We start from the raw sequence: 23,236 nt of genomic DNA on the forward strand, positions 1-23,236 counted from the left end.
CTTTGAAAGGAGTTGATCCCATGAGCCTTCTGGTCCTCGCCGAACACCATGATGGCCAACTGTCCGGCGCCACCGCCCACGTGGTGGCCGCCGCGCAGGCCATTCAGCAACACAGCGGTGGCGATGTCGATCTCCTGGTCGCCGGCGAGCACGTCGCCGCGGTGGCCGAGGCCGCGGCCAAGCTTGACGGCGTCAACCGGGTGCGCGTCGCCGATCACGCCGCCTACGCCCACCAGCTCGCCGAGCCCATGGGCGCGCTGCTGGCCGAGCTGGCCGGCGACTACAGCTACCTGCTGGCCGGCGCCTCCACCACCGGCAAGAACGTCATGCCGCGCGTCGCCGCGCTCAAGGACGTCAGCCAGATATCCGAGATCATCGAGGTCGACTCGGCCGACACCTTCAAGCGCCCGATCTACGCCGGCAACGCCATTGCCACCGTGCAGAGCGCCGACCCCCTCAAGGTGCTTACCGTACGCAGCACCGGCTTCGACGCGGTAGGCTCTCTACAAGATCAGGGTGGCAGTGCCGCTATCGAGGCGGTGGATGTTGTCGTCGACAACGCCCAGTCCACCTTTATCAAGGAGGCCCTGGCACAGAGTGACCGCCCCGAGCTGGCGGGTGCCAAGATCGTCGTCTCTGGCGGGCGCGGCATGGGCAATGGAGAGAACTTCAAGCTGCTGGACGGCATCGCCGACAAGCTCGGCGCCGCCATCGGCGCATCAAGAGCCGCGGTCGACGCTGGCTTCGTGCCCAACGACATGCAGGTCGGCCAGACCGGCAAGATCGTCGCCCCGGAACTTTATATCGCCGTAGGCATTTCCGGCGCCATCCAGCACCTGGCGGGCATGAAGGACTCCAAGGTGATCGTCGCCATCAACAAGGACGAGGAGGCGCCGATCTTCCAGGTCGCGGATTATGGACTCGTGGGGGATCTGTTCGAGATCCTGCCGGAATTGGAGCAAAAGCTCTAGCTGCCAGCTGCCGTTAGGGGGCTAGTGAAATGCCGGATTCGCCGATCCTTTAACCGGATCGGCGTTTTCATTTGGCAAGGTGCCGGCGGTTCATCTAGGCTTATCTGACCATTTTGCTGGGTTGATGCCCTGGACAGGAAGCGCAATGGGATCGGCAGAATGCCGGTAAGGGATGACCGACATTGAACGCCTATCAAGACGGCGGTTGAAATACGGCCCCTGCGACCACATCTTAGTGAATGTACTAGGTTTTCGTGGCAACACGTTTTCACCCCAACACAAGGAGGCCACTCAATGGCACATACTCTCCCCGATCTGCCCTATGCATACGATGCGCTGGAACCGCATATTGATGCGATGACCATGGAAATCCACCACTCCAAGCATCATCAGACGTATGTTAACAACCTCAATGGGGCACTGGAAGGCACGGGGCTCGAAGATGTTCCAGTCGATGAGCTGCTGACCAGCCTGGATCGCGTCCCCGAGGACAAGCGTCAGCCGGTAATCAACAATGGTGGTGGCCACTCGAACCACTCCTTCTTCTGGCAGGTCATGTCGCCCAACGGAGGTGGTGCTCCGAAAGGCAAGGTCGCCGAGGCCATCGATGCCGAGCTAGGTGGTTTTGACGCCTTCAAGGATGCCTTTACCAAGGCCGCGCTGGGCCGTTTCGGTAGCGGTTGGGCATGGCTGAGCGTGAACCCCCAAGGCAAGCTGGTGGTGGAAAATACCTTGAACCAGGACAGTCCGCTGTCGCATGGCAACACGCCGGTGCTTGGCCTGGACGTCTGGGAACACGCTTACTACCTGAAGTACCAGAACAAGCGTCCGGACTACGTGGCGGCCTTCTTCAACGTGGTCGATTGGGACGAGGTCGAGCGTCGCTACCAGCAAGCCACTGCCTGACAGGCGGTGACAAGATCAGGACTCGGGAAACACCCGATTCCTTGAAGGGCTCCGCCAACTGGTGGAGCCCTTGTCGTTTGTGCGTCTGCTTGGCTCGCGAGACGACAGCCCGGGCATCCCATAGACGAGCCCGTAACCTTGGGCCATAGGCCAGCAGGTCTTTGTGCGCATGTACCTGCCTGTCGATGGTCGAGAAAATCACCCGTCCTCCCTCGCGATTCTAGTGGTACGCCGGCACCCCATTGGACAGTTGGTACAATAGCCCAGCCCCTCGATCAAATAACGAATACAGCAGAGCCGGCGCACGCGGCGGGGCCGGTCCGGCGCGACGGGCTCGACGTAGCGCACCGGACGATACAGCGGATTCCGACGGCCGTCGGGCAGGGTGCGGCTCTTCATCAGCACCTGGGCGGGTTCGGCCACCCCTGGTAAAGCCATGGGGTGGCCAGCCAGGGTGCCGGCGAAATACTCGAAATAGTTGCCTGCGTTGCTCCAGAACACCTTGGGCGAGGCCCCCGTGGTCGCGGCCAGGGCCTCGATGAGAGGCGTTAGATTGCCGTCCAGCAGGGTGGCGAAGCGCGGATAGGGGGCGAGATCACTCAGCGGGCACCCGGCATGGCGCAGCGTCAGGCCACTGATCCGCCCGTCGGGGGACTGCTGAAGATGGAGGTCGTCGAGCCCCAGCGGCAGGTCGCGCTCCAGCAGCAGATTGGCAGCCAGGGAGTGGGCGCTGAGCACGCTGAAGTACCACTTGGACCATAGTGAGCCCACCGCCCGGCGATCGCCATGCCCATACTGGATACCGAAGCGGTCGAAGAGGGCCGCGAGGCGGGCCGGGTCGAGCAGTTCACGGGCGGGCAGGGTGTCAGCACCGAGGGCCATCGAGATGCGTGGCGGTGTCAGACCCTCGAGAGGACCAACACAAAGGGAGGAAAGGGCTGGGGTCATGGGGCGGGTCAGCCGAGTTGTCATGCCTTGAAGGAGTCGGTATATTTGAATGCGAACAAGAAAGATTGTCAATAAGATTAAAATGTTCCCGACAAGGCCTGCCCACTATGCCACTACCTGCTTCATCTCCCTGTTTTCGCGCTGCCCATACTCGGGCCGTGCGCCGCGGCGCTGGCCTGGCAACCGCCAGTACCCTTCTGCTCGGCTCCCCCATGTTACTGGCCCAGTCCGAGGCGCTCGAGACGATCACCGTCGAGGCCGAGGCCCTGTCGGTGGTCACCGAGGGCACGCAGCGTTATCGGGTGCCGCTCACCAGCACTGCCACGCGACTCGACCTCACGCCCCGCGAGACGCCGCAGTCCGTCTCGACGGTGACCCGGGCCCAGATCGAGGACTTCAACCTCGACACCACCAATGACGTCCTGGAGAGCACCCCCCGGGGTGACGGTGGAGCGCCTCGAGACGGATCGCACCTACTACACGGCGCGGGGCTTCGAGATCTCGAACTTCCAGGTCGACGGGGTGCGTGTACCGATGCCTTACAACAACGTGCACGGCGACATGGACACCGCGATCTACGACCGTGTGGAAGTGGTGCGCGGCGCCACCGGCCTGATGTCCGGGTCGGGCAGTCCCGCGGCGACGGTCAACTTCGTGCGCAAGCGACCCACCTACGCGCCCCAGGGCTCGGTGTCGGCGACCGTCGGCTCCTGGGACCAGCGGCGCCTGGAGGCCGATGTCGCCGGGCCGCTGGACACCGAGGGTCGCGTCCGCGGGCGCCTGGTGGCGGCGGGCCTGGACAGCGATTCCTACCTGGACCGGCTGAGCCGCGAGCGGGGGCTGCTCTACGGCGTGCTGGAAGCCGATGTCAGCGACAGCACCCTGCTGACCCTCGGCCACACCTGGCAGCAGAACAACACCGACGGCAACATGTGGGGCTCGCTGCCGCTCTATGACAGTACCGGCAACCCCACCGACTACGATGTCTCGACCTCCTCGGCGCCCGACTGGTCCTACTGGGAAGTGGAGACGCACCGCAGCTTCCTCGAGGTGCAGCAGGCCCTCGGTGAGACCTGGTCGCTGAAGGGGACGCTCACCCACCTGGACATGCTTTCCGACACCCAGCTGTTCTATATCTACGGCGTGCCCGATGCCGCGACTGGGCGCATCGCCGACGAGCAGCTGACCCTCAGCAAGTACGATCGCCACCTCGAGCAGTGGGTGGCCGACCTGCACGCCAAGGGCGACGTCGACGCCTTCGGACGCACCCACCAGTTAGTGGTGGGCACGGACTGGAGCCAGAGCCGCAACCAGCAGGAATCGCGCGATCCCACGGCGAGCTTCGATGCGGGCGGCCAGGGGCTGCCGCCGCTGGACGACTGGGACGGTCGCTACCCCGAGCCCGATGCCTGGGTGGCTTTCCCCGGGACCGATGGGGATGCCACTGTCAAGGAGCGCAGCGTCTACGGCGCCGCCAAGCTGGACCTCGCCGAGCGCTGGACGGCGGTGGCGGGTGCACGGTTGAGCTGGTTTGATACCACAGGAGAGCAGTACGGCGTTTCTCAGGACACGTCCTCCGATCACGTCCTGACGCCCTATGCGGGATTGATCTATGACATCACCGATCAGGCGTCGCTCTATGCCAGCTACACCGAGATCTTCCAGCCCCAGACCGCCATCGACCGCAACGGCGACTATCTCGATCCCGTCGACGGGGTCAGCCAGGAGGTCGGCCTCAAGGCCGAGCTGTTCGACGGCGGCGCCGATGCGTCGCTGTCGCTGTTCCGCATCGAACAGGACAACGTCGCCCAGCCGGCGGGCACCCGGCCCGACGGCACCGCGGTCTTCACGGGCGGCGACGGCATCACCAGCGAGGGGGTGGAGGTGACGCTCGCCGGTGAGCTGGCCCCGGGCTGGCAGGCCAGCGTCGGCTATACTCACCTTGAGATCGAGGACGCCGACGGCGAGGCCACCAATACCTACATCCCGCGCCATCTGGTGCGTGCCACCACCAGCTATCGGCCGGCCGCCCTGGACGCGCTCAAGGTGGGCGCGCGACTGCGCTGGCAGGACGATATCGAGCGCGAGCGTGATTTCGTCGATGGTAAGACCCGTCAGGACGCTTATGCCCTGGTCGACCTGATGGCCAGTTATGACATCAACGAAAACCTGACGGCTTCGCTGAACGTCAACAACCTCACCGACGAAAAGTACCTGACCAGCCTGAAGTGGGACCAGGCCTTCCATGGGGCGCCACGTAGCGTGATGGCCAACCTCACCTGGCAATACTGAAACGGCTGATCTATACGGGAATGTTGGCAAGGGGCTGCCCGAAAGGGTGGCCCCTTTGATGTTGCGCTGCGTTTGCTGATTCGCTGATTAAGAGGAGTAGCCTCGTCGTCGCCGACTTACAGCCGCCGCAATCCCCACAGGAAATAGGCGCCTCCCAGCAGCGAGGCCATCAGGCCGGCGGGAATTTCCTGGGGAAACAGCAACTGTCGGCCCAGCCAGTCTGCCAACACCATCAGCAAGGCCCCGATCAGGGCGGCACCGAGCAAGTGATCGCGCGCACGGGAAAAGCCCGCCAGCCTCGCCATGTGCGGCGCGAGCAGCCCGACGAAGGAGAGCGGCCCGACGATTAGCGTGGCGCTGGCGGTCAGCAGCGCCACCAGCAGCAGCAAGCTCAACCGGGCGCGGTCGACGCTCACTCCCAAGGCGGTGGCGGTGGCCGCCCCCAGCGGCAAGATGTCGAGCCAGCGCGTGAAGGGCCGGGCGGCAAGCCCCAGGGCCACGGCGAGCACGCCGACAATCACGGCGCTGGGCAGATCCACGTAATAGGTCGAACCGGACAGCCAGGCAATGATCTGCTGGCCGCGGGGGTCGCCGCCGGCGAGCACGATAGAGCGTACCGCATCGACGCCACCGGTGATCGCGACACCGGTCAGCAGCAGGCGTTCGGGAACGAAGCCGCTACGGTGGTTGAGTAAAACCAGGATCGCCAGGGTCGTCAGCGCTCCGAGGGTGCCGATGCCGACCAGCGTCAGGTTGCCGGGGGCCGGTAGTAGATAGATGGCGGCGATCAGGGCAATGGCGCTGCCGCCACTGATGCCGAGGATTTCCGGGCTCGCCATCGGGTTGGCGGTGATGCGCTGGATCAGCGTGCCGGCGATGGCCAGCATGACGCCGCTGGCGGCCGCGGCGATCAGGCGAGGAACCCGCCATTGCAGCACGTCTCCCGCCAGGCTGGCGAACCAGCCGTCGGCCGTCTGGCCCAGGGTCACGGCCAGGATGACCGCAACGCTCAACAGCATCGCCAGACCCAAGGCCAAGCGGGTCGGCCGAGGATGACGCTTGACGTCGAGTCGTGACGCGGTGGGCTGTCGGCCGCCCAGGCGCAGCCGGGGTATCAGCCACAGCAGCAGCGGGGCGCCCAAGGCGGCCGTGGTGGCGCCGGTAGGAATCAGCGTCGGCAGCGCCCCGGATGAGTGCTGTAGCAGTAGATCGGCCGTGGCCAGCATCAGCGCCCCGAGTAGCGTCGACCAGGCCAGGCGCGCGCCCAGCCGCCGGGCACCCGCCAGTCGCACGATGTTGGGCGCGGCCAGGCCGATGAATCCCACGACGCCGACCACGCTGACCACGCACCCGGTGATGAAGACCGCCAGCCCGAGCCCTGCCAGGCGCAGATGTTTCAGTGACACGCCCAGGCTGCGGGCGCTGGCATCGTCGAGTTCGAGCACCGACAAGGGGCGCAGCAGTAGCCAGGCCGCGAGGGCGCCGAGCAGTACGCGCGGGGCCAGGAACACGACATCGCTCCAACCGTTCTGGGCGAGTGACCCCGCCCCCCAGATCAGCAGTCCCTTGAGCGCCTCCTGATGGAAGAGCAGCAGCGCCATGCCCAGTGCCCCGGCGTAGAGGTTGACCACCAGGCCGGCGAGGACCACCACTACCGGGGCCAGGCCACGCTGCCATACCAGTGCCATGACCAGGGCCATGGCGCCGCCGCCGCCCGCCAGCGCCACCCATTCCCGCCCCAGCATCAGCAGTCCCGGCGCCATCAGGGTCGCCAGCATCAGGGCCAGATTGGCACCGCTGGCCACCCCCAGCGTGGTGGGCGCGGCCAGCGGATTGCGCAACACCTGCTGCATCAGCACGCCGGCCAGCGCCAGGCCGCCGCCGGCCAGTAGCGCCATGCTCAATCGCGGCCACCAGCTGTAATGCAGCGTCAAGGAGTTGACCTTTCCCGGCGTGACCGTCCATAGCGAGCGCAAGCTGTCGCCGATATCCGTAGCGGCCAGGTGGGTGATGGCCGCCGCTACGAATATCATGCCAAACAGCAGGCAGACCGCCGCTGGAGAGAGGCGCTGCTGGCTAGTCGTCGACATAGGTGGCCTCGTCGAGCGCGGCAACCAGTTGCTCGGCAAAGCGGCGGGCCGACGGCAAGGCGCCGAAGCTCCATACCGGTGGCAGGGTGATTAGCGTGGCGTCGCGTACGCTAGCTTGATGTTGCCATAGCCCGCCTTCCTGCAACTCGGCCGGAACGCCGACGGGATAGGGCTCCACGACCACCAGGCGAGCCTCGATGCCGGCGAGCCGCTCGATACCCACCAGTGAAAATCCCCAGTCATTGGTCGTGCCGGTCCAGGCGTTGGTGAGCCCGAGGCGGTCCAGTACGGCCTGATAGAGGCCGTTGGCGCCGAAAACCCGCACATGGCGGGCGTCCATGAACTGCACCAGCAGCAGCGGGGCTGAAGCGTCCGGGAGCCGACCCTTGAGATTCTCTAGCCGGCTCTCGGTTGTCTCGATTAACCGCTCCGCGGCATCGGTACGATCGACCAGGGCGCCGGTCTCGCGCGTCAGCTCACGTATCTGGCCCCAGGTATCGCCTGGCGGGGTGTAAAGCGCGAGGTTCTCCACCGGGGCGATGCGCGATAGCCGCGGCGTCAGGTTGGCGAACATCGGCGAGATCAGGATATGGTCCGGCGAGAGGCTGGCCAGCAGTTCGAGATTAGGCTGATTGCGCAATCCCAGGTCGACAGTCGATTCGGGCATCCGTGGCTCGCCGACCCAGTCATGATAGGCGTCGATCTGGGCCACGCCCAAGGGATCGATACCCAGCGCGACCAGGGTTTCGGCCTGTGTCCAGTCCAGGGTGACGACAGCGGGCGTCTCGGGCTCGGCATGCAGTGTCGTGGAGAGCATGAGGGCGACGAGCCATACCGCGCCGGCCCGATAACGAATGGAGCGGGCAGGGGAAGCGGGTGGTGACAAGAAGGCCTCCGTTGCGGCCGAAGGTTGTTGGAGTGGCTGGCGCCAAGCGTTGCTCGTCGACTACTGCACAACGGCGATGGCGTGGCCGGTATGCGGGTGGGGCATCACCTGCATCGGTACGCCATAGATGGCCTCGAGGGTCTCGCCACGCATCATCCTGGCGGGCGTGCCGCGGGACAGCACCCGGCCGCTGTGCAGGGCCACCAACTGGTCGCAGTAACGCGAAGCCATGTTGACGTCGTGCAAGACGATGATCACTCCCAGGCCGAGCTCGTGGGACAGGCGCCGCACCAGGGCCAGGACCTCGACTTGGTGAGCGATATCCAGCGCCGCCAGCGGCTCGTCGAGCAGCAGGAAGCGGCTGCCCTGGGCGAGCAGCATGGCGAGCCACACTCGCTGACGCTCACCTCCCGAAAGCGTATCCACCAGGCGGTCGGCGAACATGTCAGTATGGGTCAGGCCGATGGCGCGCTCGATGGCGGCCGTGTCCTCGCGAGTATGTCGGCCCAGCAGGCCATGCCAGGGGTAACGTCCGAAGCCCACCAACTCTCGGCAGGTCAGGTTCTCGGCGCTGGGCAGATGCTGGGGCAGGTAGGCCACCTGCCGGGCGAACTCACGATGGCCCCAATCGTGCAGCGGGCGGCCGTCGAAGCGAATTTCGCCTTGGGTGGCAAGCTGCTGCTGGGCCAGTAACTTGAGCAGGGTCGATTTCCCCGAGCCGTTGTGGCCGATCAGGCCGCATATCTCCCCAGGATCGAAAGTCAGATCGACGGGGTGGAGTAGGCGTTGGTGATGAACGTCGAAGGTGGCGCCCTTGACCTCGAACATGATCGACTCCACGCAGTGAAAGAAGATCACAATATAAACGATAAGACTTATCGTTTACAACTCAAGGGTGCCCAGCGGTCCAGCGTTGCCTGAGACGACGCGTCGCGGTTTGCCAGACGCCGTCAGGCGAAGCAGACGCCGGTGCTGCCAGCATTTCCATGGCTTCGTGAAGCGGAGCCAGGATGGCATTGAGGTGGCGATGGCAGATGGTGCTGGTAAGCGCCCCGGGACACTGCACTAACAGCAACTCGCAGTGGTGACAAGCGGTCTCGAAAGACACTCGAGCCTCCCTGAACCCGATGGCCTGGTCGCGGCAACCCTGCAGTTCGGCTGACAACATCATCAACAGCTTGCTGTCCAGCCAGCAGGGCAGGGCATCACTCTCCTTGCCGGCCAGGGAATGCTTGATCGCCTGGAAGGAGACGTGCAGGAACACGGTGGTGTAGTACAGCCGGGAGCGTTCAGCGTTCATGGCGGAGCAGGCTCGAGATCGCCGAGTGATAATGAAATTTATTATCGATTGTAGGCGATCCCGATAGATACTGTCAATGTTTCGTCGTCTCGTGGGTTGTCATCGCTACCCGGTCGCCGACGCCCTACAGCCGGTCGGGGAGGCGAGCGCGCCTATGGCGGATGCCGCGATTGGGGTATGCTAGTAGCCCGATATAAATGCGTCTCATAAGGATTGTCGTGAGTTCAGATGCCGATCATTCCCGCTCTAGCTCCTCGAGTTTTGGTGCCCTCGTCAGGTTGCTGAGATATGCAAGGGGGTATCGCCGACGGATCATTGCTGCCAGTGCCTGCTCGGTCGTCAACAAGTTGTTCGATATTGCCCCGGAAATCCTGATCGGGGTCGCCATCGACGTGGTGGTCAACCAGGAAACGAGCTTCGTGGCGCGCCTGGGCTTCGAGTCGGCCCAGGAACAGATCGTGATGCTGGGCGTGCTGACGTTCTTCATCTGGGCCGGGGAGTCGATATTCGAGTACCTGTTTCAGGTGCTGTGGCGCAACCTGGCCCAGCGTCTGCAGTCCGATTTGCGGCAGGACGCCTACGAGCATGCCCAGCGCCTGGACATGAGCTTCTTCGAGTCGCGCAGCTCCGGCCAACTGGTGGCCACCATGAACGACGACGTCAACCAGCTCGAGCGCTTTCTCGATGGTGGCGCCAACGCCATGATCCAGGTCGTGGTCACGGTGCTAGCCGTGGGCGTGGTGTTCTTCGTGCTGTCGCCGTTGATCGCGCTGCTCGCCTTCACGCCGATTCCCCTGATCGTCTGGGGCGCGTTCTACTTCAAGCGCAAGGCAGGACCGCTTTACGCCGATGTGCGCGAGAAAGTCGGCGATCTGTCGAGCCGGCTTTCCAACAACCTGGCGGGTATCGCCACCATCAAGAGCTTCACCGCCGAGGCCCGCGAGGCAGAGAGATTGCGAGAGGCCAGCGAAGCCTACGTGACGGCCAATCGGCGGGCGATACGGATCAGCTCGGCGTTCATCCCGGTGATCCGCATGGCGATCCTCAGCGGTTTCCTCGCGACCTTCACCGTGGGCGGGATGATGGCGCTGCGCGGCGATCTGAATGTCGGGGCCTATGGCGTGCTGGTGTTCCTGACCCAGCGGTTGCTGTGGCCGTTGACCGGCCTGGCGCAGGTGATCGACCTGTTCGAGCGTGCCATGGCCAGCACCCGCCGAATTCTCGACCTGCTGGCCACGCCGGTTCAGGTGCATGATCGCGGCGGACGCGACCTGGCGGAAACGGTGCGTGGCGAGGTCGAGTTCGCCAAGGTGAGTTTCCGCTATGCCAACAGCGGGGAAGGGGTGAGCGATGTCCAGCTGCTCGTGCCGGCCGGGCATACGCTGGCATTGGTGGGGGCCACCGGGTCCGGCAAGTCGACCCTGATCAAGCTGCTACTGCGTTTTCACGATGCTCAGTCGGGGGATATCCGCGTCGACGGACAGTCGATTCGCGAGTTGAACCTGGCCTCGTTGCGTGGCTCCATCGGCCTGGTCAGCCAGGACGTCTATCTATTCGAAGGCACGGTGTGTGACAACATCGCCTACGGCCGACCGGACGCCAGCGAAGAGGACGTCATCAAGGCGGCACAGACGGCGGAGGCCTGGTCGTTCATTCAGGCATTGCCCGACGGGCTGCAGACGGCGGTGGGTGAGCGTGGCGTGCGCCTCTCCGGTGGCCAGCGCCAGCGGTTGTCGTTGGCTCGGGCGCTTCTCAAGGATCCGCCGATCCTGGTGCTGGACGAAGCCACCAGTGCGGTGGATAACGAAACCGAGGCGGCGATCCAGCGCTCACTGGCCAAGATCGGTCATGGCCGTACCGTGATCATGATCGCCCATCGCCTCTCGACGATCGTGTATGCCGACGAGATCGCGGTGGTCGAGTCAGGGCGCATCGTCGAGCGGGGACGCCATGCCGAGCTGTTGACCAGAAACGGGCGCTATGCCGCGCAGTGGCGTGTCCAGACCGGCGCCGTGGACAGCGGCGCCCTCATCGCCGGGTGAGTGTGGTCATGGGGGCGCCGGTATTGGGGCGGGACAGGGAATCACTGTATTCTGGTATTGATAACTGTTTGCATTAGTGGCAGGGTTCGCTTTTCGTATTGCACACGCCGGAGAATGTCCGTGGAAAGGTTTAGCATTCGTGGCCTGTTGGCTCTCGTGACCTGGCTTCTGCTGATGTCTGACGCCCAGGCTCAGGAGGCGCTGGTCGACGAGAGCATCGAGGCCCAGCTCCGCCAGGCCGAGCAACAGGCGGACATCGATGCCGTCGATGACCAGACCCGCCGCATGGTTCAGGCGCTGCGCCGCCTGGAAAGCGATACGCGCCGAATCGCTGCGTACAACGCCGAACTCGAGCCGATCGTGGATCGCCAGGCCGAGTCGCTGTCGCAGCGCCAGGCGGCACTCGAGTCGGCGCAGGCGACGCGCGAGACGCTGCCGGCCCTGACGCGGGCCATGGTCGAGCGACTTGACGACTGGGTCGCCGCCGATATGCCGTTTCTTCAGGAGCAGCGACGCGCGCGGGTCACCAGTCTCGAATCAATGCTGAGCGACCCCGGGCTGGACGACGCCGAGCGGCTGGACCGTACGCTCTCGGCGTGGCGGGCCGAACTCGACTACGGCCGTGAGATGGACGCCTGGCGCGGGATGCTGGACGGCAAGCGCGAGGTGGATTTTTTACGCCTGGGACGCGTCGGCTTCTATTACTTGACCAACGATGGTCGCGAGGGCGGCGTCTGGCGGGCAGGCGAGCAGGACTGGAATCCCTTGGACGATGTCGCGCGACGAGAGCTGCAGAAAGGGCTGAACATGGCGCGTGACCGGCGCGCGCCGGAATTGCTGACCCTCCCCGTCTCGCAACCGCTGCGTGACGCGAGCCGGCAGGAGGAGCGCTCATGATCGCTTGTCTCCGCCGTGCCCGCCGAGGGCATTGGCTGGCCACGCTGGCCGCCTTGTGCCTGCTGGGCGGCCCCGTATCGTCATTGGCCCAGCAGGACTCAACGATGAGCTCGTTCAGCGCCGAGCGCGACGCCGCCAACCAGCGCGACACGGCCCGTCTCGCCGAGCTGATCGAAGACCGCGACGCGCTCGAGGGCGCCCTCGCCGAAGCCCGCGAACGCCACGCGGCCGAGCGTGAACGTCGTGAGACGCTGGAGGCGCGTCAGGCCGAACAACGCCAACGGCTCGAAGCGCTGGTCGAGCGTCGCGGTGAACAGAACGCCGACCTGGACGCCGTGGGTGCCGTCGTGAATCGCTATGTCGGTGACCTGCGCGATGACGTCTCGCAAAGCTGGCTGACGCTCGACGGACCTGCGCTTCCCGCACGTCGCGATGCCGGTGAGCTGGTGATGCCCGCCCATCTCGAATCCCTTGCCGACAGCCTGTTGGCGCTGACCCAGCAGACCGGGGTGATCGCGCGCTTCACCGCGCCGGTGGCCGGTCTCGATGGCGATGTCCAGCCTCGCGAGATCATTCGCGCCGGCGATCTCGCCGCCTACAGCGACGGTGCTTTCCTGCGGCGCGACGACAACGACATGCCCCCGGCGATGGTCGAGCATACGCCTGCCCAGGCGATGGCAGCGCTCGAGGCCTTTGCCCGCGACGAGCGCGAGCAGCTGGTCATCGACCCGACCCAGGGCGAGGTGCTCGAGGCCCTGGCGCAACAGCCTTCGCTGGTCGAGCGCTTCCACCAGGGCGGCGCCGTCGGCTATGTGGTCGTGGCGCTCGGCGCGCTGGGGCTGTTGGTCGCCCTGCTTCAGTACGCCTATCTATGGCTGGTATCCCTGCGCGTGAAACGACAACTCAAGGCGCTGAGCTCGCATCGATCCGATAACCCCTTGGGTCGTATACTCGGCAAGTTCCAGTCGCTCGGTCAGGGCCATGCGCCCGAGGTACTCGAGGCCCGCCTCGATGAAGCGCTGCTGGCCGAGTTGCCCAGGCTCGAGCGAGGGCAGGCGCTGGTCAAGCTACTCGCCGCCGTGGCGCCGCTGCTGGGGCTACTGGGCACGGTGACGGGCATGATCGTGACGTTTCAGGCCATCACCGTCTACGGCACCGGTGACCCCCAGCTGATGGCCGGCGGCATCAGTCAGGCGCTGGTCACGACCGTGCTGGGCCTGATCACCGCGGTGCCGCTGCTCTTTGCGCATACAGCGCTGGCCAGCCGCAGCCGCCACCTCATCGGGCTGCTGGAAGGGCGCGCCAGCGCCACGCTCGCCGAGCACCTCGAGCGCCATCCGTCACGGGTTTCACAGCAAGGGTCCTACCATGCGCCTGCCATGGCTTGAAGCGGCAGTCGGAATGGACGCCCGCAGCTGGCTCGAGCCGCTGACGCGACTGACCGAGTCCGGCGGACCGGTGCTGGTGGCGATTCTCGGCGTGGCCATGCTGCTGTTCACGCTGGCGCTGGAGCGCTGGTGGTATTTCCGCTTCGTGTGGCGGCGCGACCGGCACAACCTGGTGACGCGCTGGGCGGCGCGCCACGACCAGGTGAGCTGGAGCGCCCGTACGCTGCGCGAGGTCTGGACCCGCGAGCTGATCGCCCGGCTGAGACGCCCCTTGCCCTGGTTGAAACTGCTGGTGGGGCTCTGCCCGCTGCTGGGGCTGCTGGGCACCGTGACCGGCATGATCGCCGTCTTCGACGGGCTCTCCGCCAGCGAGACCAGCCAGGCCCGCGCCATGGCCGATGGGGTGGCACGCGCCACGCTGCCGACCCTCGCCGGCATGGCCGTGGCCGTCGTCGGGCTGTTGTTCACCACGCGACTCGAATTCATCATCCGGCGCGAGGATCAGCGGCTTCACGACCGCATGGCCCGCGCCACGGAGGACGTCAATGCGTAGACGCCGTCTCAGCGCCGACAGCGGCGAGGCCAGCGAGATCAACCTCACGCCGATGTTGGATGTCGTCTTCATCATGCTGATTTTCTTTATTGTCACCACCAGCTTTATCAAGGAGAGCGGTGTGGAGATCAATCGGCCCGAATCCAGCGATGCGACCCCCCGGCCCAACGCCAAGGTGATGGTGGCCCTGACCCCGGAGGGCTCGGTATGGGTCGACGGCGACGTCGTGGATATCCATCGAATCGGTGATGTCGTCGGGGAACTGGTCAGCGAAGACGGTGGCGTGGTCATCCAGGCCGACCGTGATTCGACGACCGGCCTGCTGGTCGATGTCATGGACCGGCTCCGCGAAGCCGGCATCGAGGACGTCGCCGTGGCGGCCAGGCGAGGCGGTTCATGATCCGACTGCCGCTGGCGTTGGCAGGGGGAGTCGGGCTGGCGTTGCTGTTGTTCTGGTTGCTGGCACTGCTCGTCGCGCCTCCGCAGGACAATATCGACGTGCTGGAAATGGCCATGCCGCTCGCCATGGTCGAGGCGCCGCAGTCCCAGGAGGCCACGCCCGAGCCACGCCCCGAGGCCGAGCCGCTTCCCGAACCGCCCGCGGAGCCGCCGCCGACTCCCGAGCCGTCCCCCTTGCCCGATAGTCAGCTGACACTGCCCGAGCCGGAGCTTGCCGACGTCGAACTCGATGAGCCGCTGCCACCATTGATCGAACAACCACCCGAGCCACAGCCCGAACCCGAGCCAGAACCGGTCCCCGAGCCGGAACCAGAAACAGAACCGGCGCCCGAGCCCGCCCCCGAGTCGACGGCAGACACAGCGGCCGCGCCGCCGGCAGGTGATATCGCCTCGAGCGATGGCGAAGCGACCGAGGCAAGTAATGTGCCGGTCGATGTGGGGCGGGAGACGCCGACGAGCCAGGTGCCGCCGGAATACCCGTCGCGCGCCCAGCGCCGGGGCCTGGAAGGCTTCGTCGAGCTCGAGTTCGTCATCCGGCGCGACGGCCGCGTTGACCCCGAGTCGATCAGGGTCGTGAGCGCCAACCCCCGCAATATCTTCGACAAGGCAGCGCTGGCGGCGGTCAGGCAATGGCGCTTCGACACCGCCGAGCGCCTCCGCCAGGCCCGCCAGCGCCTGGAATTCCAGTTGAGATAATCCCATGGTCATGACGTTTCGCACTTCACTCGCCACCTTCATGCTTGGCCTGCTGTTCCCCACGGTCGGGCTGGCCCAGCCGGCGCTGCCCGCGAGTTTCATCACCGACCTGGAGGCACTGCAGGCACGCCTGGAGAGCGGTGACATGGCCTTCGTGAGCGAGCGTGCCGCGACCCAGGCCGAGCGTCTGGCCGGTGGCAATCCAGCCGATCGCTGGGCGCGTGCCCTCTATCTGCAGCTGGCCGCTCGCGCCGCCGCCCGCGACGAAAGACCCGCCGAGGCCGCCGACCTGCTGGCCGATGCGCGCGCCGTCGAGGCCGCACCGGCGGAGTGGCGCCGACGTCGCCTGCAAGAAGAAATCGGCCTGCGCCAGACGGCAGGGCAGTGGGAGCGCGCCTTGAGCTTGCTGGAGGAGGGTCTCGATGCCAGCGCGGAGGCCGATATCTGGCGACGTGCCGCCTCGGTGGCGCAGCGTGCGGATGAGGTCGGTCGAGCGTCGGCTATCTGGGATGCCGGCTGGCGCCTGGGAGTGCTGAAGGGGAGAGAGGATCTGTTGACGCTGATCCGACTTCACCTCGCGGGTGGCACGCCGGCCAGGGGCGCCGAGCGACTGGAAGAGGCCATCACCAGCGGCGAGCTTGCCGATGACCTGGCCAATCGCCGCCTGCTCGCGCAGGCATGGCAGGCCGCCCGTGACCGCAGCGCGGCACTCGAGGCGTGGCAGAGCCTGGCCCAGCGTAGCGACGACGGTCAGGACTGGCTACATCTCGGCCAGTTGGCATTGGCCTGGGGCGAGTCGGAACTCGCCCAGCGAGCGTTGCAGGAAGCGAAGGCGCGCGGTGCCGAGCGCGCCGAAACGTTGTTAGCCTCGCTGGACGAGGGGACGCAGCGCGACTAGATCGCAAGCTCCGTCCATACGGGGGCATGATCCGAGGGCTTTTCCATGCCGCGCAGGTCGTAGTCGATCCCGGCGTCAACGACATGGCCTGCCAACGGGGCGCTGACCAGGATATGGTCGATGCGCAGGCCGCGCTTGGGGTCGCGCTCGAACCCCCGTGAACGATAGTCGAACCAGCTGAAAAGATCATCGCTCTCGGGATAACGCAGCCGATAGCTGTCGCTGAGCCCCCAGGCCTTGATGCCGTTCAGCCATTCGCGTTCCACCGGCTGGAAGCTCGTCTTGCCCTCGCGCAGCCAGCGCCGACGGTTGGCCTCGCCGATACCGATGTCGATGTCTTCGGGAGAGATATTGAAATCGCCCATGATCGCCAGGCGCTCGTCGGGCCGGTGCTTTTCATCCAGCAGCCGTTGCAGTTGAGCGTAGAAACGGCGCTTGTTGGGAAACTTGGTCGGGTGCTCGACGTTCTCGCCCTGAGGAAAGTAGCCGTTCCATACCGTCAACGGTTCGCCGTCTGCCATCGTCAGGCGCACACCGATCATCCGGCACTGGGCCTCTGCGTCATCGTCGGGCATGCCGTAACAGACGGCCTCCGGCGCGTCGGGGCACAGCGAGGGATGACACAGCAGGGGACGCCGTAGTGTCCCTTCTGTCCAAGGAAATAGACGCGATAGCCCATCGCCTCCACGGCGGCGCGCGGAAATTCGCTGTCCTGGACCTTGGTTTCCTGAAGGCCGATCACCGCAGGGCAGTGCACGTCGATCAGCGCCTGCAGTTGATGCAGGCGGGCGCGGATACCGTTGATATTGAACGAGACGAGACGCATCAGCGGTCGGACTCCTCGCCACGGGAGGGAGTGCTCCCGGATGCGTCCGGGTGGATGGGAATCGCCTGGCCCTCGGTGTCCTGACGGGCCAGCTTGCGAGCCGCCTGCAGCTTGCGCTGCTGGCGTTTCTTCTGGGTGAAGCGGCGCGACGACGTCACCTGGTCGGGATTCTCGTGGCGCCATTTCTTGAAATCCTTGCGCTTGCCGGTGCGGATTGTCACCTTGTCGGCCAGCGAACGGGTCTTCTTGCGGCGTGTCATGACGCATGACTCCTTGCGTGTCTGGCGCGCATTCTAGCAGCCGGGCCCCCTGCTTCGACAGTTATCCCTCATGACGACACGGTGTCAGGGGCGCCCTTGACTGGATTGGCTGGTACAATGGCGGTTTATGCCAGACATCCTATCCACTGAAACGGACTAGACAGCAAGCCTATGAGCGAGTCGGAACAGACCACCGCACCGGCCCAGACCCAGGACCGCAAACCCAAACGACGTCGTCGCAAACCGCGCCGTCGCCAGTCCTCCGGCTGGGATCTTCGCCAGTTTCAGGTACCTGCCGTGGCAGGCAAGTGGCGCTTCCATGACTTCGATCTGCCGCTGCCGTTGATGCGGGCCATCCACGCCCTGGGATTCGAATATTGCACGCCGATCCAGGCCGAGGCACTGATTCACACCCTGCTGGGTGGCGATGTGGTCGGCAAGGCCCAGACCGGTACCGGCAAGACGGCCGCGTTCCTGATCTCGATTCTCGCCTACTTCCTTGAGGAGGAAGCGCCAAATGCCCAGAAGCCGGGTGCGCCGCGTGCATTGATCGTGGCGCCGACCCGGGAACTGGCGCTGCAGATCGAGAAGGACGCCAAGGCGCTGGCGCGTTTCACCTCATTGAACGTCGCCAGCGTAGTCGGCGGCATGGACTACCAGAAGCAGCGCGACAACCTGGGCAAGAATCTCGACATTCTGGTGGCGACGCCGGGTCGGCTGCTCGACTTCCACGAGAAGCGCGATATCGACCTGACCCAGGTCGAGGTGCTGGTCCTCGACGAGGCCGATCGCATGCTGTCCATGGGCTTCATCCCCGACGTCAAGCGCATTATCCGTCACACGCCGAAGAAGGAAGAGCGCCAGACCTTCCTGTTCTCGGCGACCTTCACCGAGGATATCCTCGAGCTGGCGAGCCAGTGGACCCACAACCCGGCGCATGTCGAGATCGAGGTCACGGTCGAGAATGCCGCCGATATCGATCAGCGCGTCTACCTGGTCGGCGATGAAGATAAGCAGCGACTGCTGGTCAACCTCCTCAAGCAGGAAAGCTTCGATCGCGTGATGGTCTTCGGCAATCGCCGTGACCTGGTGCGCAAGCTCGACGATCTGCTCAGGAAAGCCGGCGTCAGTGTCGCCATGCTGTCCGGCGACGTTCCGCAGAGCCAGCGCATCAAGACGCTGGAAAGCTTCCGCGAGGGCGAGATCCAGGTCTTGGTAGCCACCGACGTGGCCGGGCGCGGCATTCATATCGAGGATGTCAGCCATGTCGTCAACTACACCCTCCCCGAAGATCCGGAAGATTACGTGCATCGTATCGGCCGCACGGGGCGTGCGGGCGCCAAGGGCGTGTCGATCAGCTTCGTCGGCGAGGAAGATGCTTTCTCCTTGCCGGAAATCGAGCGCTACATCAACGACAAGCTGCCCTGCGAGCATCCACCGGAAGGCTTGCTCTGACGGCCCATGCTTGACGAGTCGCTGAGGGGCGAGATCCAGACGGCCTATCGCCAGGTACTCGAGGGTCTCGAGCTGACGCCGCGCTACGGGCAGCGGCTGATGATCGCCGAAATCGCTCGCACTCTCGCTGGCATCGAGGCCGACGACGCCGGGCGGCGCACCAGCGACGAGCATGTCTGCGTGCTCGAGGCCGGCACCGGCACTGGCAAGACCCTGGCCTACCTGCTGGCTGCCTTGCCGGTGGCCAAGGCGCGCGGCAAGCGCTTAGTGATTGCCACCGCCACCGTGGCCCTGCAGGAGCAGGTGCTGCATCAGGACCTGCCTTCCCTGAAGGTGCACAGCGGGCTCGACTTCGACTATGCCCTGGCAAAGGGCCGCGGGCGCTATGTCTGCGTGGCACGCCTCGACCAGGCCATGGACGGCGGTGAGGAGAACCCCACCCTGTCGCTCTTCGAGCAGTCCTTGGCCAGCGGCGGCGACGACTTCCAGGCGCTGGTGCATTCGCTCGGCGAGGCCTATGGCAACGGCCGCTGGGAGGGCGATCGCGACAGCTGGCCCGATGCCATCGAGGACAGTCACTGGCGCCGCCTTACCGTCGATCACCGCCAGTGCACCAATCGCCGCTGCGGCCACTTCGGGGCCTGTGCCTTCTTCCGCTCGCGCCGCCACCTCGACAGCGCCGATGTAATCGTCGCCAACCATGACCTGGTGCTGGCCGATCTCGCCCTGGGCGGCGGGGTGGTGCTGCCATCCCCCGGCGACTGCATCTACGTCTTCGATGAAGGCCATCATCTGCCCGAGAAGGCGCTGCAGCACTTCACGCACCGCTTTGCCGTGGGCGGGGCGCTGCGCTGGCTGCGCACGCTCAAGAAATCGCTGACCGAGCTCAATACCGCCCTCGCGGTGCAGCCGACCCTGGCGCGCCTGCTGGCCGGCCTGCCGCAGGCCATCGATGCGCTCGAGCCAAGGCTTTCCGAAGCTTTTGCCATGGGCCACCAGTTGGCCGGTCGTCCCGACGGCCTCGTCGATGACGAGGCAAGTCGCCACCAGCGCTTCGAGATGGGGCGCATCCCCGAGCCGCTGCGGGCGCTTTCCGAAGCGCTGGTCACCATCGTCGCCGAGCTGTCGCACACCTTGGAGAGCATGGCCGATATCATGCGCGAGAGTCTGGACCCGGATAAGCACACCGGACTGCCGCGTGAGCAGGCCGAGGTCTGGCTGCCATTGGTCGCCCTGCTGCACGGCAGGGCGGTGGAGGCGCACGCGTTGTGGCGTGCCTACACCGAGGTGGACGACCCGCAAGAGCCGCCGCGCGCCCGCTGGCTGACCCTCGAGCGGTTCGGCAGCGAGCCGGAGCTGACCTTCTCGGCGAGCCCTGTCTCGGCGGCGCATACCCTGGCCAAGACCCTCTGGGGTAGTTGCTATGGCGCGGTGATCACCTCGGCAACGCTGACCGCGCTGGGGCGCTTCGAACGGCTGCAGGAGCGCGCGGGGCTGGCCAATCGCTATCGCTATCAGCGACTGCCGAGTCCCTTCGATTACTCCCGGGCGGTATTGAGCGTGCCGCGCGAAGCCGCCGACCCTGCCGATCGCGAGGGGCATGAGCGCGCCATCGTGACCTTCGTGGAGGATCTCGGAGAGCGCGAGGCGGTACTCATGCTGTTCTCGTCGCGTGCCCAGCTGCGAGGGGTGGAGAAGGCGCTCACCCCGTCGTGGCGCGAGCGGGTACTGGCACAGGATCGCCTGCCCAAGCGCGAGCTGATCACGCGCCACCGCGCACGCGTCGATGCCGGTGAAGGCAGCATCATCTTCGGCCTGGCGAGCTTTGCCGAGGGTATCGACCTGCCCGGCGAGTATTTGACCCACGTGGTGATCACCCGGCTGCCGTTTTCGGTTCCCGACGACCCGGTGGGGGCGACACTTGCCGAGTGGATCGAGAGCCGGGGCGGCAACCCGTTCATGCGGATCAGTGTCCCGGATGCCTCGATCAAACTGGTGCAGGCCTGTGGCCGGCTGATCCGCAAGGAAACCGATACGGGGCGTATCACGCTGCTCGACCGCCGAGTGCTGACGCGTCGCTACGGCCGGGCACTGCTCGATGCGCTACCGCCCTTCGTGCGGGAGATCGATGGGGTGCGGCAGGACGTCCAGGAATCCCGCCATGCGATAGATAGAAAGCACCAATAGACAGGGCTCAGGGATTGAGCCAACAACATGATCCAATGGTATGAACCCTAACAAGACCCGCCGTCAGGCGGGTCTTGTCGTTATCCCTCAGGGATCTCGCGATAGAGCGGGCTCGAGGGACGGTCATTGGTTCAGGCCGCCGCACGCTTCACCAACACGGGAGCCAACTTGGCATTCATCTCCCTGAACGCTTGCTCGGTGCTTTCCCAGTCGATGCAGGCATCGGTAATCGAGACGCCATACTTGAGTTGGCTACGATCTTCAGGGATCTTTTGATTGCCCCAGCCGATATTCGACTCGACCATTAGTCCGATGATGGAGCGATTACCGTCGAGAATCTGGTTGGTGATGTTCTCCAGTACCAACGGCTGCAGTGCTGCGTCCTTGTTGGAGTTGGCATGCGAGCAGTCGATCATGATATTGGGTGTGATGCCCGCTTTCTTGAGTTCCTGCTCGGCAAGCGCCACGCTGACGCTATCGTAGTTGGGTTTGCCACTGCCGCCACGCAGAACCACGTGGCCATAGGCGTTGCCACGTGTGCGGATGATGGCGACCTGGCCGGTTTGGTTGATGCCGAGGAAATTATGCGGATGAGCCACTGACTGCAGGGCATTGACCGCGACATCGAGGCTGCCGTCGGTGCCGTTCTTGAAACCGACTGGGCAGGAAAGGCCCGAGGCCATCTCGCGGTGGGTCTGGGACTCGGTGGTGCGGGCACCGATCGCCGACCAGCTGATGCAATCCTGCAGATACTGTGGGGAGATGGGGTCCAGGGCCTCGGTCGCCAGCGGCAGGCCAATTTCCGCCAGTTCCACCAGTAGACGGCGGGCAATGTGCAAGCCTTCCTCGATCTCGAAGGAGTCATTGATGTGAGGATCGTTGATCAACCCTTTCCAGCCGACCGTGGTGCGGGGTTTCTCGAAGTAGACGCGCATGACGATGTAAAGACTATCCTGGACGTCGTCGGCCAGGCGGCGCAAGCGGCGTGCGTAGTCCAGCGCCGCGTCGACATCATGGATGGAGCAGGGGCCGACCACCATCAGCAGGCGCGGATCACGCCCATCGAGAATTCGCTGTATCGTCTCGCGTCCTTCGATCACAGTGCGTTCAGCCGACGCAGTGAGCGGGACGGCTTGCTTCAGGTCTTCGGGGCTGATCAGAACGTCCTGTGCGAGAACGTTGAGATTGTTGACTTGCTGCTCGGACATTGTGCTACCTGTGTAGTATCTGCGCGGATGGCGAATGTGAGTCAATGCGCCTACTATCACCCGCGGCAACGGCAAAAATCAATCATCAGGAACTCGCCCCAGCCCTCAGTGGTCCGAGCGCGGTCATCACCGTGAGGCGGTTGGCTTGATGGAATCGTGAGAAACGGGAACACTTGGAGTATTTCAGGCTCCAGCCTTCGACTATCAGCTGCCCCAGGGCCTCAGGTTGACACTATGTATCTTTCATTGGTCCGGTCGCGACGACAGCGCGAGACATGCTTTTCCCACCGATTGCCAGGGAGGGAGTGAATGGGCAACAGGGAGACCGACCAACAACTCGTTGAGCGTGCTCAGCAGGGCGATAACCGTGCGTTCGATCTGCTGGTAAGAAAATATCAGCACAAGATACTGGGTCTGATCAGTCGCTACATCCACGATCATGCCGAAGTTCAGGATGTTGCCCAGGAGGCATTCATCAAGGCCTATCGGGCGCTGGGCAAGTTTCGCTCCGAAAGCGCCTTCTATACATGGATGTATCGTATCGCCATCAATACGGCCAAGAACCACTTGGTGTCGAAGGGACGGCGACCCCCGGGTAGTGATCTCGATATCGTTGATGCCGAGATCCTCGATCACAGTGGCCGCCTTGCCGATACCGAGACACCCGAGGCGGCGATTGCTCGCGATCAGCTCGAGTCGGCAGTTTATGAAGCCATCGCAAACCTACCCGATGACTTGCGAACCGCCATTACCCTGCGTGAGCTTGATGGACTTTCCTACGAAGACATTGCCAACATCATGCAGTGCCCGGTTGGCACCGTACGCTCGCGGATCTTTCGTGCCCGGGAGGCGGTCGATCAACACATTCAGCCCTTGGTAACCACGGCGCGTAATCGTGAACCGGTCCCCGAATGAGGAAAGCGTCGATGGAAAGTGCAAGGTTTTTGATGAACGGCTGAACTGTCAGGCCTGCT

20 protein-coding genes and 1 pseudogene are annotated in these 23,236 nt (G+C 64.8%); 13 read left to right on the forward strand and 8 right to left on the reverse strand.

Features of this window, described 5'->3' with window-relative positions:
- The first annotated feature begins 20 nt into the window (after positions 1 to 20).
- Both KG088_RS00690 and KG088_RS00695 read left to right on the forward strand, forming a co-directional pair.
- A complete protein-coding gene (locus tag KG088_RS00690; RefSeq protein ID WP_213823565.1) occupies positions 21 to 971 on the forward strand; it encodes an electron transfer flavoprotein subunit alpha/FixB family protein in 951 nt (316 codons plus the stop codon).
- A gap of 294 nt (positions 972 to 1,265) precedes the next feature.
- On the forward strand, positions 1,266 to 1,877 hold the full coding sequence (locus KG088_RS00695) for a superoxide dismutase (RefSeq protein ID WP_213823566.1): 612 nt from the start codon (positions 1,266 to 1,268) through the stop codon (positions 1,875 to 1,877).
- A 198-nt stretch (positions 1,878 to 2,075) separates the two neighbouring features.
- Here KG088_RS00695 and fhuF read toward each other — a convergent pair whose 3' ends face one another.
- Positions 2,076 to 2,825, reverse strand: a complete 750-nt coding sequence (fhuF, locus tag KG088_RS00700) for a siderophore-iron reductase FhuF (protein WP_213823567.1) — start codon at positions 2,823 to 2,825, stop codon at positions 2,076 to 2,078.
- A gap of 414 nt (positions 2,826 to 3,239) precedes the next feature.
- Between fhuF and KG088_RS00705 the strand changes: the two genes are divergently transcribed.
- Positions 3,240 to 5,117, forward strand: a complete 1,878-nt coding sequence (locus KG088_RS00705; RefSeq protein ID WP_213823568.1) for a TonB-dependent siderophore receptor — start codon at positions 3,240 to 3,242, stop codon at positions 5,115 to 5,117.
- A 116-nt stretch (positions 5,118 to 5,233) separates the two neighbouring features.
- Here the strand turns inward: KG088_RS00705 and fhuB are convergent, their stop codons facing one another.
- The 4 genes from fhuB to KG088_RS00725 all read right to left on the reverse strand — a co-directional run bounded on the left by fhuB (position 5,234) and on the right by KG088_RS00725 (position 9,393).
- Positions 5,234 to 7,207, reverse strand: a complete 1,974-nt coding sequence (gene fhuB / locus KG088_RS00710) for a Fe(3+)-hydroxamate ABC transporter permease FhuB (protein WP_213823569.1) — start codon at positions 7,205 to 7,207, stop codon at positions 5,234 to 5,236.
- The gene (locus tag KG088_RS00715; protein WP_406565574.1) at positions 7,194 to 8,093 is read right to left on the reverse strand and encodes an ABC transporter substrate-binding protein; all 900 of its coding nucleotides are present in this window, start codon (positions 8,091 to 8,093) and stop codon (positions 7,194 to 7,196) included. Before KG088_RS00715 ends, fhuB begins: the two co-directional genes overlap by 14 nt.
- Before the next feature lie 60 nt (positions 8,094 to 8,153).
- Positions 8,154 to 8,921 (reverse strand): ATP-binding cassette domain-containing protein, encoded by a 768-nt coding sequence (locus tag KG088_RS00720; protein WP_213823570.1) that lies wholly within the window; start codon positions 8,919 to 8,921, stop codon positions 8,154 to 8,156.
- 61 nt (positions 8,922 to 8,982) lie between these two features.
- Positions 8,983 to 9,393 carry a hypothetical protein gene (locus KG088_RS00725; RefSeq protein WP_213823571.1) on the reverse strand — a complete coding sequence of 137 codons (411 nt, stop codon included), beginning with the start codon at positions 9,391 to 9,393 and terminating at the stop codon, positions 8,983 to 8,985.
- Between the two features lie 197 nt (positions 9,394 to 9,590).
- Between KG088_RS00725 and KG088_RS00730 the strand changes: the two genes are divergently transcribed.
- From KG088_RS00730 to KG088_RS00760, 7 genes are all read left to right on the forward strand, one after another.
- Positions 9,591 to 11,435 (forward strand): ABC transporter ATP-binding protein, encoded by a 1,845-nt coding sequence (locus KG088_RS00730; RefSeq protein WP_213823572.1) that lies wholly within the window; start codon positions 9,591 to 9,593, stop codon positions 11,433 to 11,435.
- Positions 11,436 to 11,555: 120 nt separating this feature from the next.
- Entirely contained in the window at positions 11,556 to 12,332 is a 777-nt protein-coding gene (locus KG088_RS00735; protein ID WP_406565575.1) for a DUF3450 domain-containing protein, read from the forward strand.
- On the forward strand, positions 12,329 to 13,720 hold the full coding sequence (locus KG088_RS00740) for a MotA/TolQ/ExbB proton channel family protein (protein ID WP_213823574.1): 1,392 nt from the start codon (positions 12,329 to 12,331) through the stop codon (positions 13,718 to 13,720). Before KG088_RS00735 ends, KG088_RS00740 begins: the two co-directional genes overlap by 4 nt.
- Positions 13,701 to 14,273 (forward strand): MotA/TolQ/ExbB proton channel family protein, encoded by a 573-nt coding sequence (locus tag KG088_RS00745; RefSeq protein WP_250147982.1) that lies wholly within the window; start codon positions 13,701 to 13,703, stop codon positions 14,271 to 14,273. The genes KG088_RS00740 and KG088_RS00745 overlap by 20 nt, the downstream gene beginning before the upstream one ends.
- Positions 14,266 to 14,673 (forward strand): ExbD/TolR family protein, encoded by a 408-nt coding sequence (locus KG088_RS00750; RefSeq protein WP_213823575.1) that lies wholly within the window; start codon positions 14,266 to 14,268, stop codon positions 14,671 to 14,673. Before KG088_RS00745 ends, KG088_RS00750 begins: the two co-directional genes overlap by 8 nt.
- Positions 14,670 to 15,428, forward strand: a complete 759-nt coding sequence (locus KG088_RS00755; RefSeq protein WP_213823576.1) for an energy transducer TonB — start codon at positions 14,670 to 14,672, stop codon at positions 15,426 to 15,428. Before KG088_RS00750 ends, KG088_RS00755 begins: the two co-directional genes overlap by 4 nt.
- A 4-nt stretch (positions 15,429 to 15,432) precedes the next feature.
- Complete coding sequence (locus KG088_RS00760; RefSeq protein ID WP_213823577.1) at positions 15,433 to 16,326, forward strand: hypothetical protein; 894 nt, start codon at positions 15,433 to 15,435, stop codon at positions 16,324 to 16,326.
- Here KG088_RS00760 and xthA read toward each other — a convergent pair.
- Positions 16,323 to 17,152 (reverse strand): annotated as a pseudogene (gene xthA, locus KG088_RS00765) (exodeoxyribonuclease III). The gene KG088_RS00760 and the pseudogene xthA overlap by 4 nt on opposite strands.
- Complete coding sequence (locus KG088_RS00770) at positions 17,152 to 17,412, reverse strand: hypothetical protein (RefSeq protein ID WP_213823578.1); 261 nt, start codon at positions 17,410 to 17,412, stop codon at positions 17,152 to 17,154. The pseudogene xthA and the gene KG088_RS00770 overlap by 1 nt, the downstream one beginning before the upstream one ends.
- A gap of 171 nt (positions 17,413 to 17,583) precedes the next feature.
- Here KG088_RS00770 and rhlB point away from each other — a divergent pair, with 171 nt between their 5' ends.
- Complete coding sequence (gene rhlB / locus KG088_RS00775; protein ID WP_213823579.1) at positions 17,584 to 18,867, forward strand: ATP-dependent RNA helicase RhlB; 1,284 nt, start codon at positions 17,584 to 17,586, stop codon at positions 18,865 to 18,867.
- Positions 18,868 to 18,873: 6 nt separating this feature from the next.
- Positions 18,874 to 21,054: an ATP-dependent DNA helicase DinG gene (gene dinG, locus KG088_RS00780; RefSeq protein ID WP_213823580.1), complete on the forward strand. Its 2,181-nt coding sequence runs from the start codon at positions 18,874 to 18,876 to the stop codon at positions 21,052 to 21,054.
- 131 nt (positions 21,055 to 21,185) lie between these two features.
- Here the strand turns inward: dinG and KG088_RS00785 are convergent, their stop codons facing one another.
- Entirely contained in the window at positions 21,186 to 22,262 is a 1,077-nt protein-coding gene (locus KG088_RS00785) for a 3-deoxy-7-phosphoheptulonate synthase (RefSeq protein ID WP_213823581.1), read from the reverse strand.
- Between the two features lie 309 nt (positions 22,263 to 22,571).
- Between KG088_RS00785 and rpoE the strand changes: the two genes are divergently transcribed.
- On the forward strand, positions 22,572 to 23,177 hold the full coding sequence (rpoE, locus tag KG088_RS00790) for an RNA polymerase sigma factor RpoE (RefSeq protein WP_213823582.1): 606 nt from the start codon (positions 22,572 to 22,574) through the stop codon (positions 23,175 to 23,177).
- Positions 23,178 to 23,236 lie beyond the last annotated feature (59 nt).

Origin of the sequence: Halomonas jincaotanensis, from assembly GCF_018448785.1 — a bacterium.
Lineage (GTDB): Bacteria > Pseudomonadota > Gammaproteobacteria > Pseudomonadales > Halomonadaceae > Halomonas > Halomonas jincaotanensis.

What these genes read in the sequence shown, in the direction of transcription:
- KG088_RS00725 (WP_213823571.1), bottom strand. Translation starts at nt 9,393, where the DNA reads ATGAACGCTGAACGCTCCCGGCTGTACTACACCACCGTGTTCCTGCAC.
- KG088_RS00740 (WP_213823574.1), top strand. Translation starts at nt 12,329, where the DNA reads ATGATCGCTTGTCTCCGCCGTGCCCGCCGAGGGCATTGGCTGGCCACG.
- KG088_RS00745 (WP_250147982.1), top strand. Translation starts at nt 13,701, where the DNA reads ATGCGCCTGCCATGGCTTGAAGCGGCAGTCGGAATGGACGCCCGCAGC.
- rpoE (WP_213823582.1), top strand. Translation starts at nt 22,572, where the DNA reads ATGGGCAACAGGGAGACCGACCAACAACTCGTTGAGCGTGCTCAGCAG.
- KG088_RS00690 (WP_213823565.1), top strand. Translation starts at nt 21, where the DNA reads ATGAGCCTTCTGGTCCTCGCCGAACACCATGATGGCCAACTGTCCGGC.
- KG088_RS00755 (WP_213823576.1), top strand. Translation starts at nt 14,670, where the DNA reads ATGATCCGACTGCCGCTGGCGTTGGCAGGGGGAGTCGGGCTGGCGTTG.
- KG088_RS00705 (WP_213823568.1), top strand. Translation starts at nt 3,240, where the DNA reads ATGACGTCCTGGAGAGCACCCCCCGGGGTGACGGTGGAGCGCCTCGAG.
- KG088_RS00720 (WP_213823570.1), bottom strand. Translation starts at nt 8,921, where the DNA reads ATGTTCGAGGTCAAGGGCGCCACCTTCGACGTTCATCACCAACGCCTA.
- KG088_RS00730 (WP_213823572.1), top strand. Translation starts at nt 9,591, where the DNA reads ATGCGTCTCATAAGGATTGTCGTGAGTTCAGATGCCGATCATTCCCGC.
- fhuF (WP_213823567.1), bottom strand. Translation starts at nt 2,825, where the DNA reads ATGACCCCAGCCCTTTCCTCCCTTTGTGTTGGTCCTCTCGAGGGTCTG.
- KG088_RS00695 (WP_213823566.1), top strand. Translation starts at nt 1,266, where the DNA reads ATGGCACATACTCTCCCCGATCTGCCCTATGCATACGATGCGCTGGAA.
- rhlB (WP_213823579.1), top strand. Translation starts at nt 17,584, where the DNA reads ATGAGCGAGTCGGAACAGACCACCGCACCGGCCCAGACCCAGGACCGC.
- KG088_RS00750 (WP_213823575.1), top strand. Translation starts at nt 14,266, where the DNA reads ATGCGTAGACGCCGTCTCAGCGCCGACAGCGGCGAGGCCAGCGAGATC.
- fhuB (WP_213823569.1), bottom strand. Translation starts at nt 7,207, where the DNA reads ATGTCGACGACTAGCCAGCAGCGCCTCTCTCCAGCGGCGGTCTGCCTG.
- dinG (WP_213823580.1), top strand. Translation starts at nt 18,874, where the DNA reads ATGCTTGACGAGTCGCTGAGGGGCGAGATCCAGACGGCCTATCGCCAG.
- KG088_RS00760 (WP_213823577.1), top strand. Translation starts at nt 15,433, where the DNA reads ATGGTCATGACGTTTCGCACTTCACTCGCCACCTTCATGCTTGGCCTG.
- KG088_RS00785 (WP_213823581.1), bottom strand. Translation starts at nt 22,262, where the DNA reads ATGTCCGAGCAGCAAGTCAACAATCTCAACGTTCTCGCACAGGACGTT.
- KG088_RS00770 (WP_213823578.1), bottom strand. Translation starts at nt 17,412, where the DNA reads ATGACACGCCGCAAGAAGACCCGTTCGCTGGCCGACAAGGTGACAATC.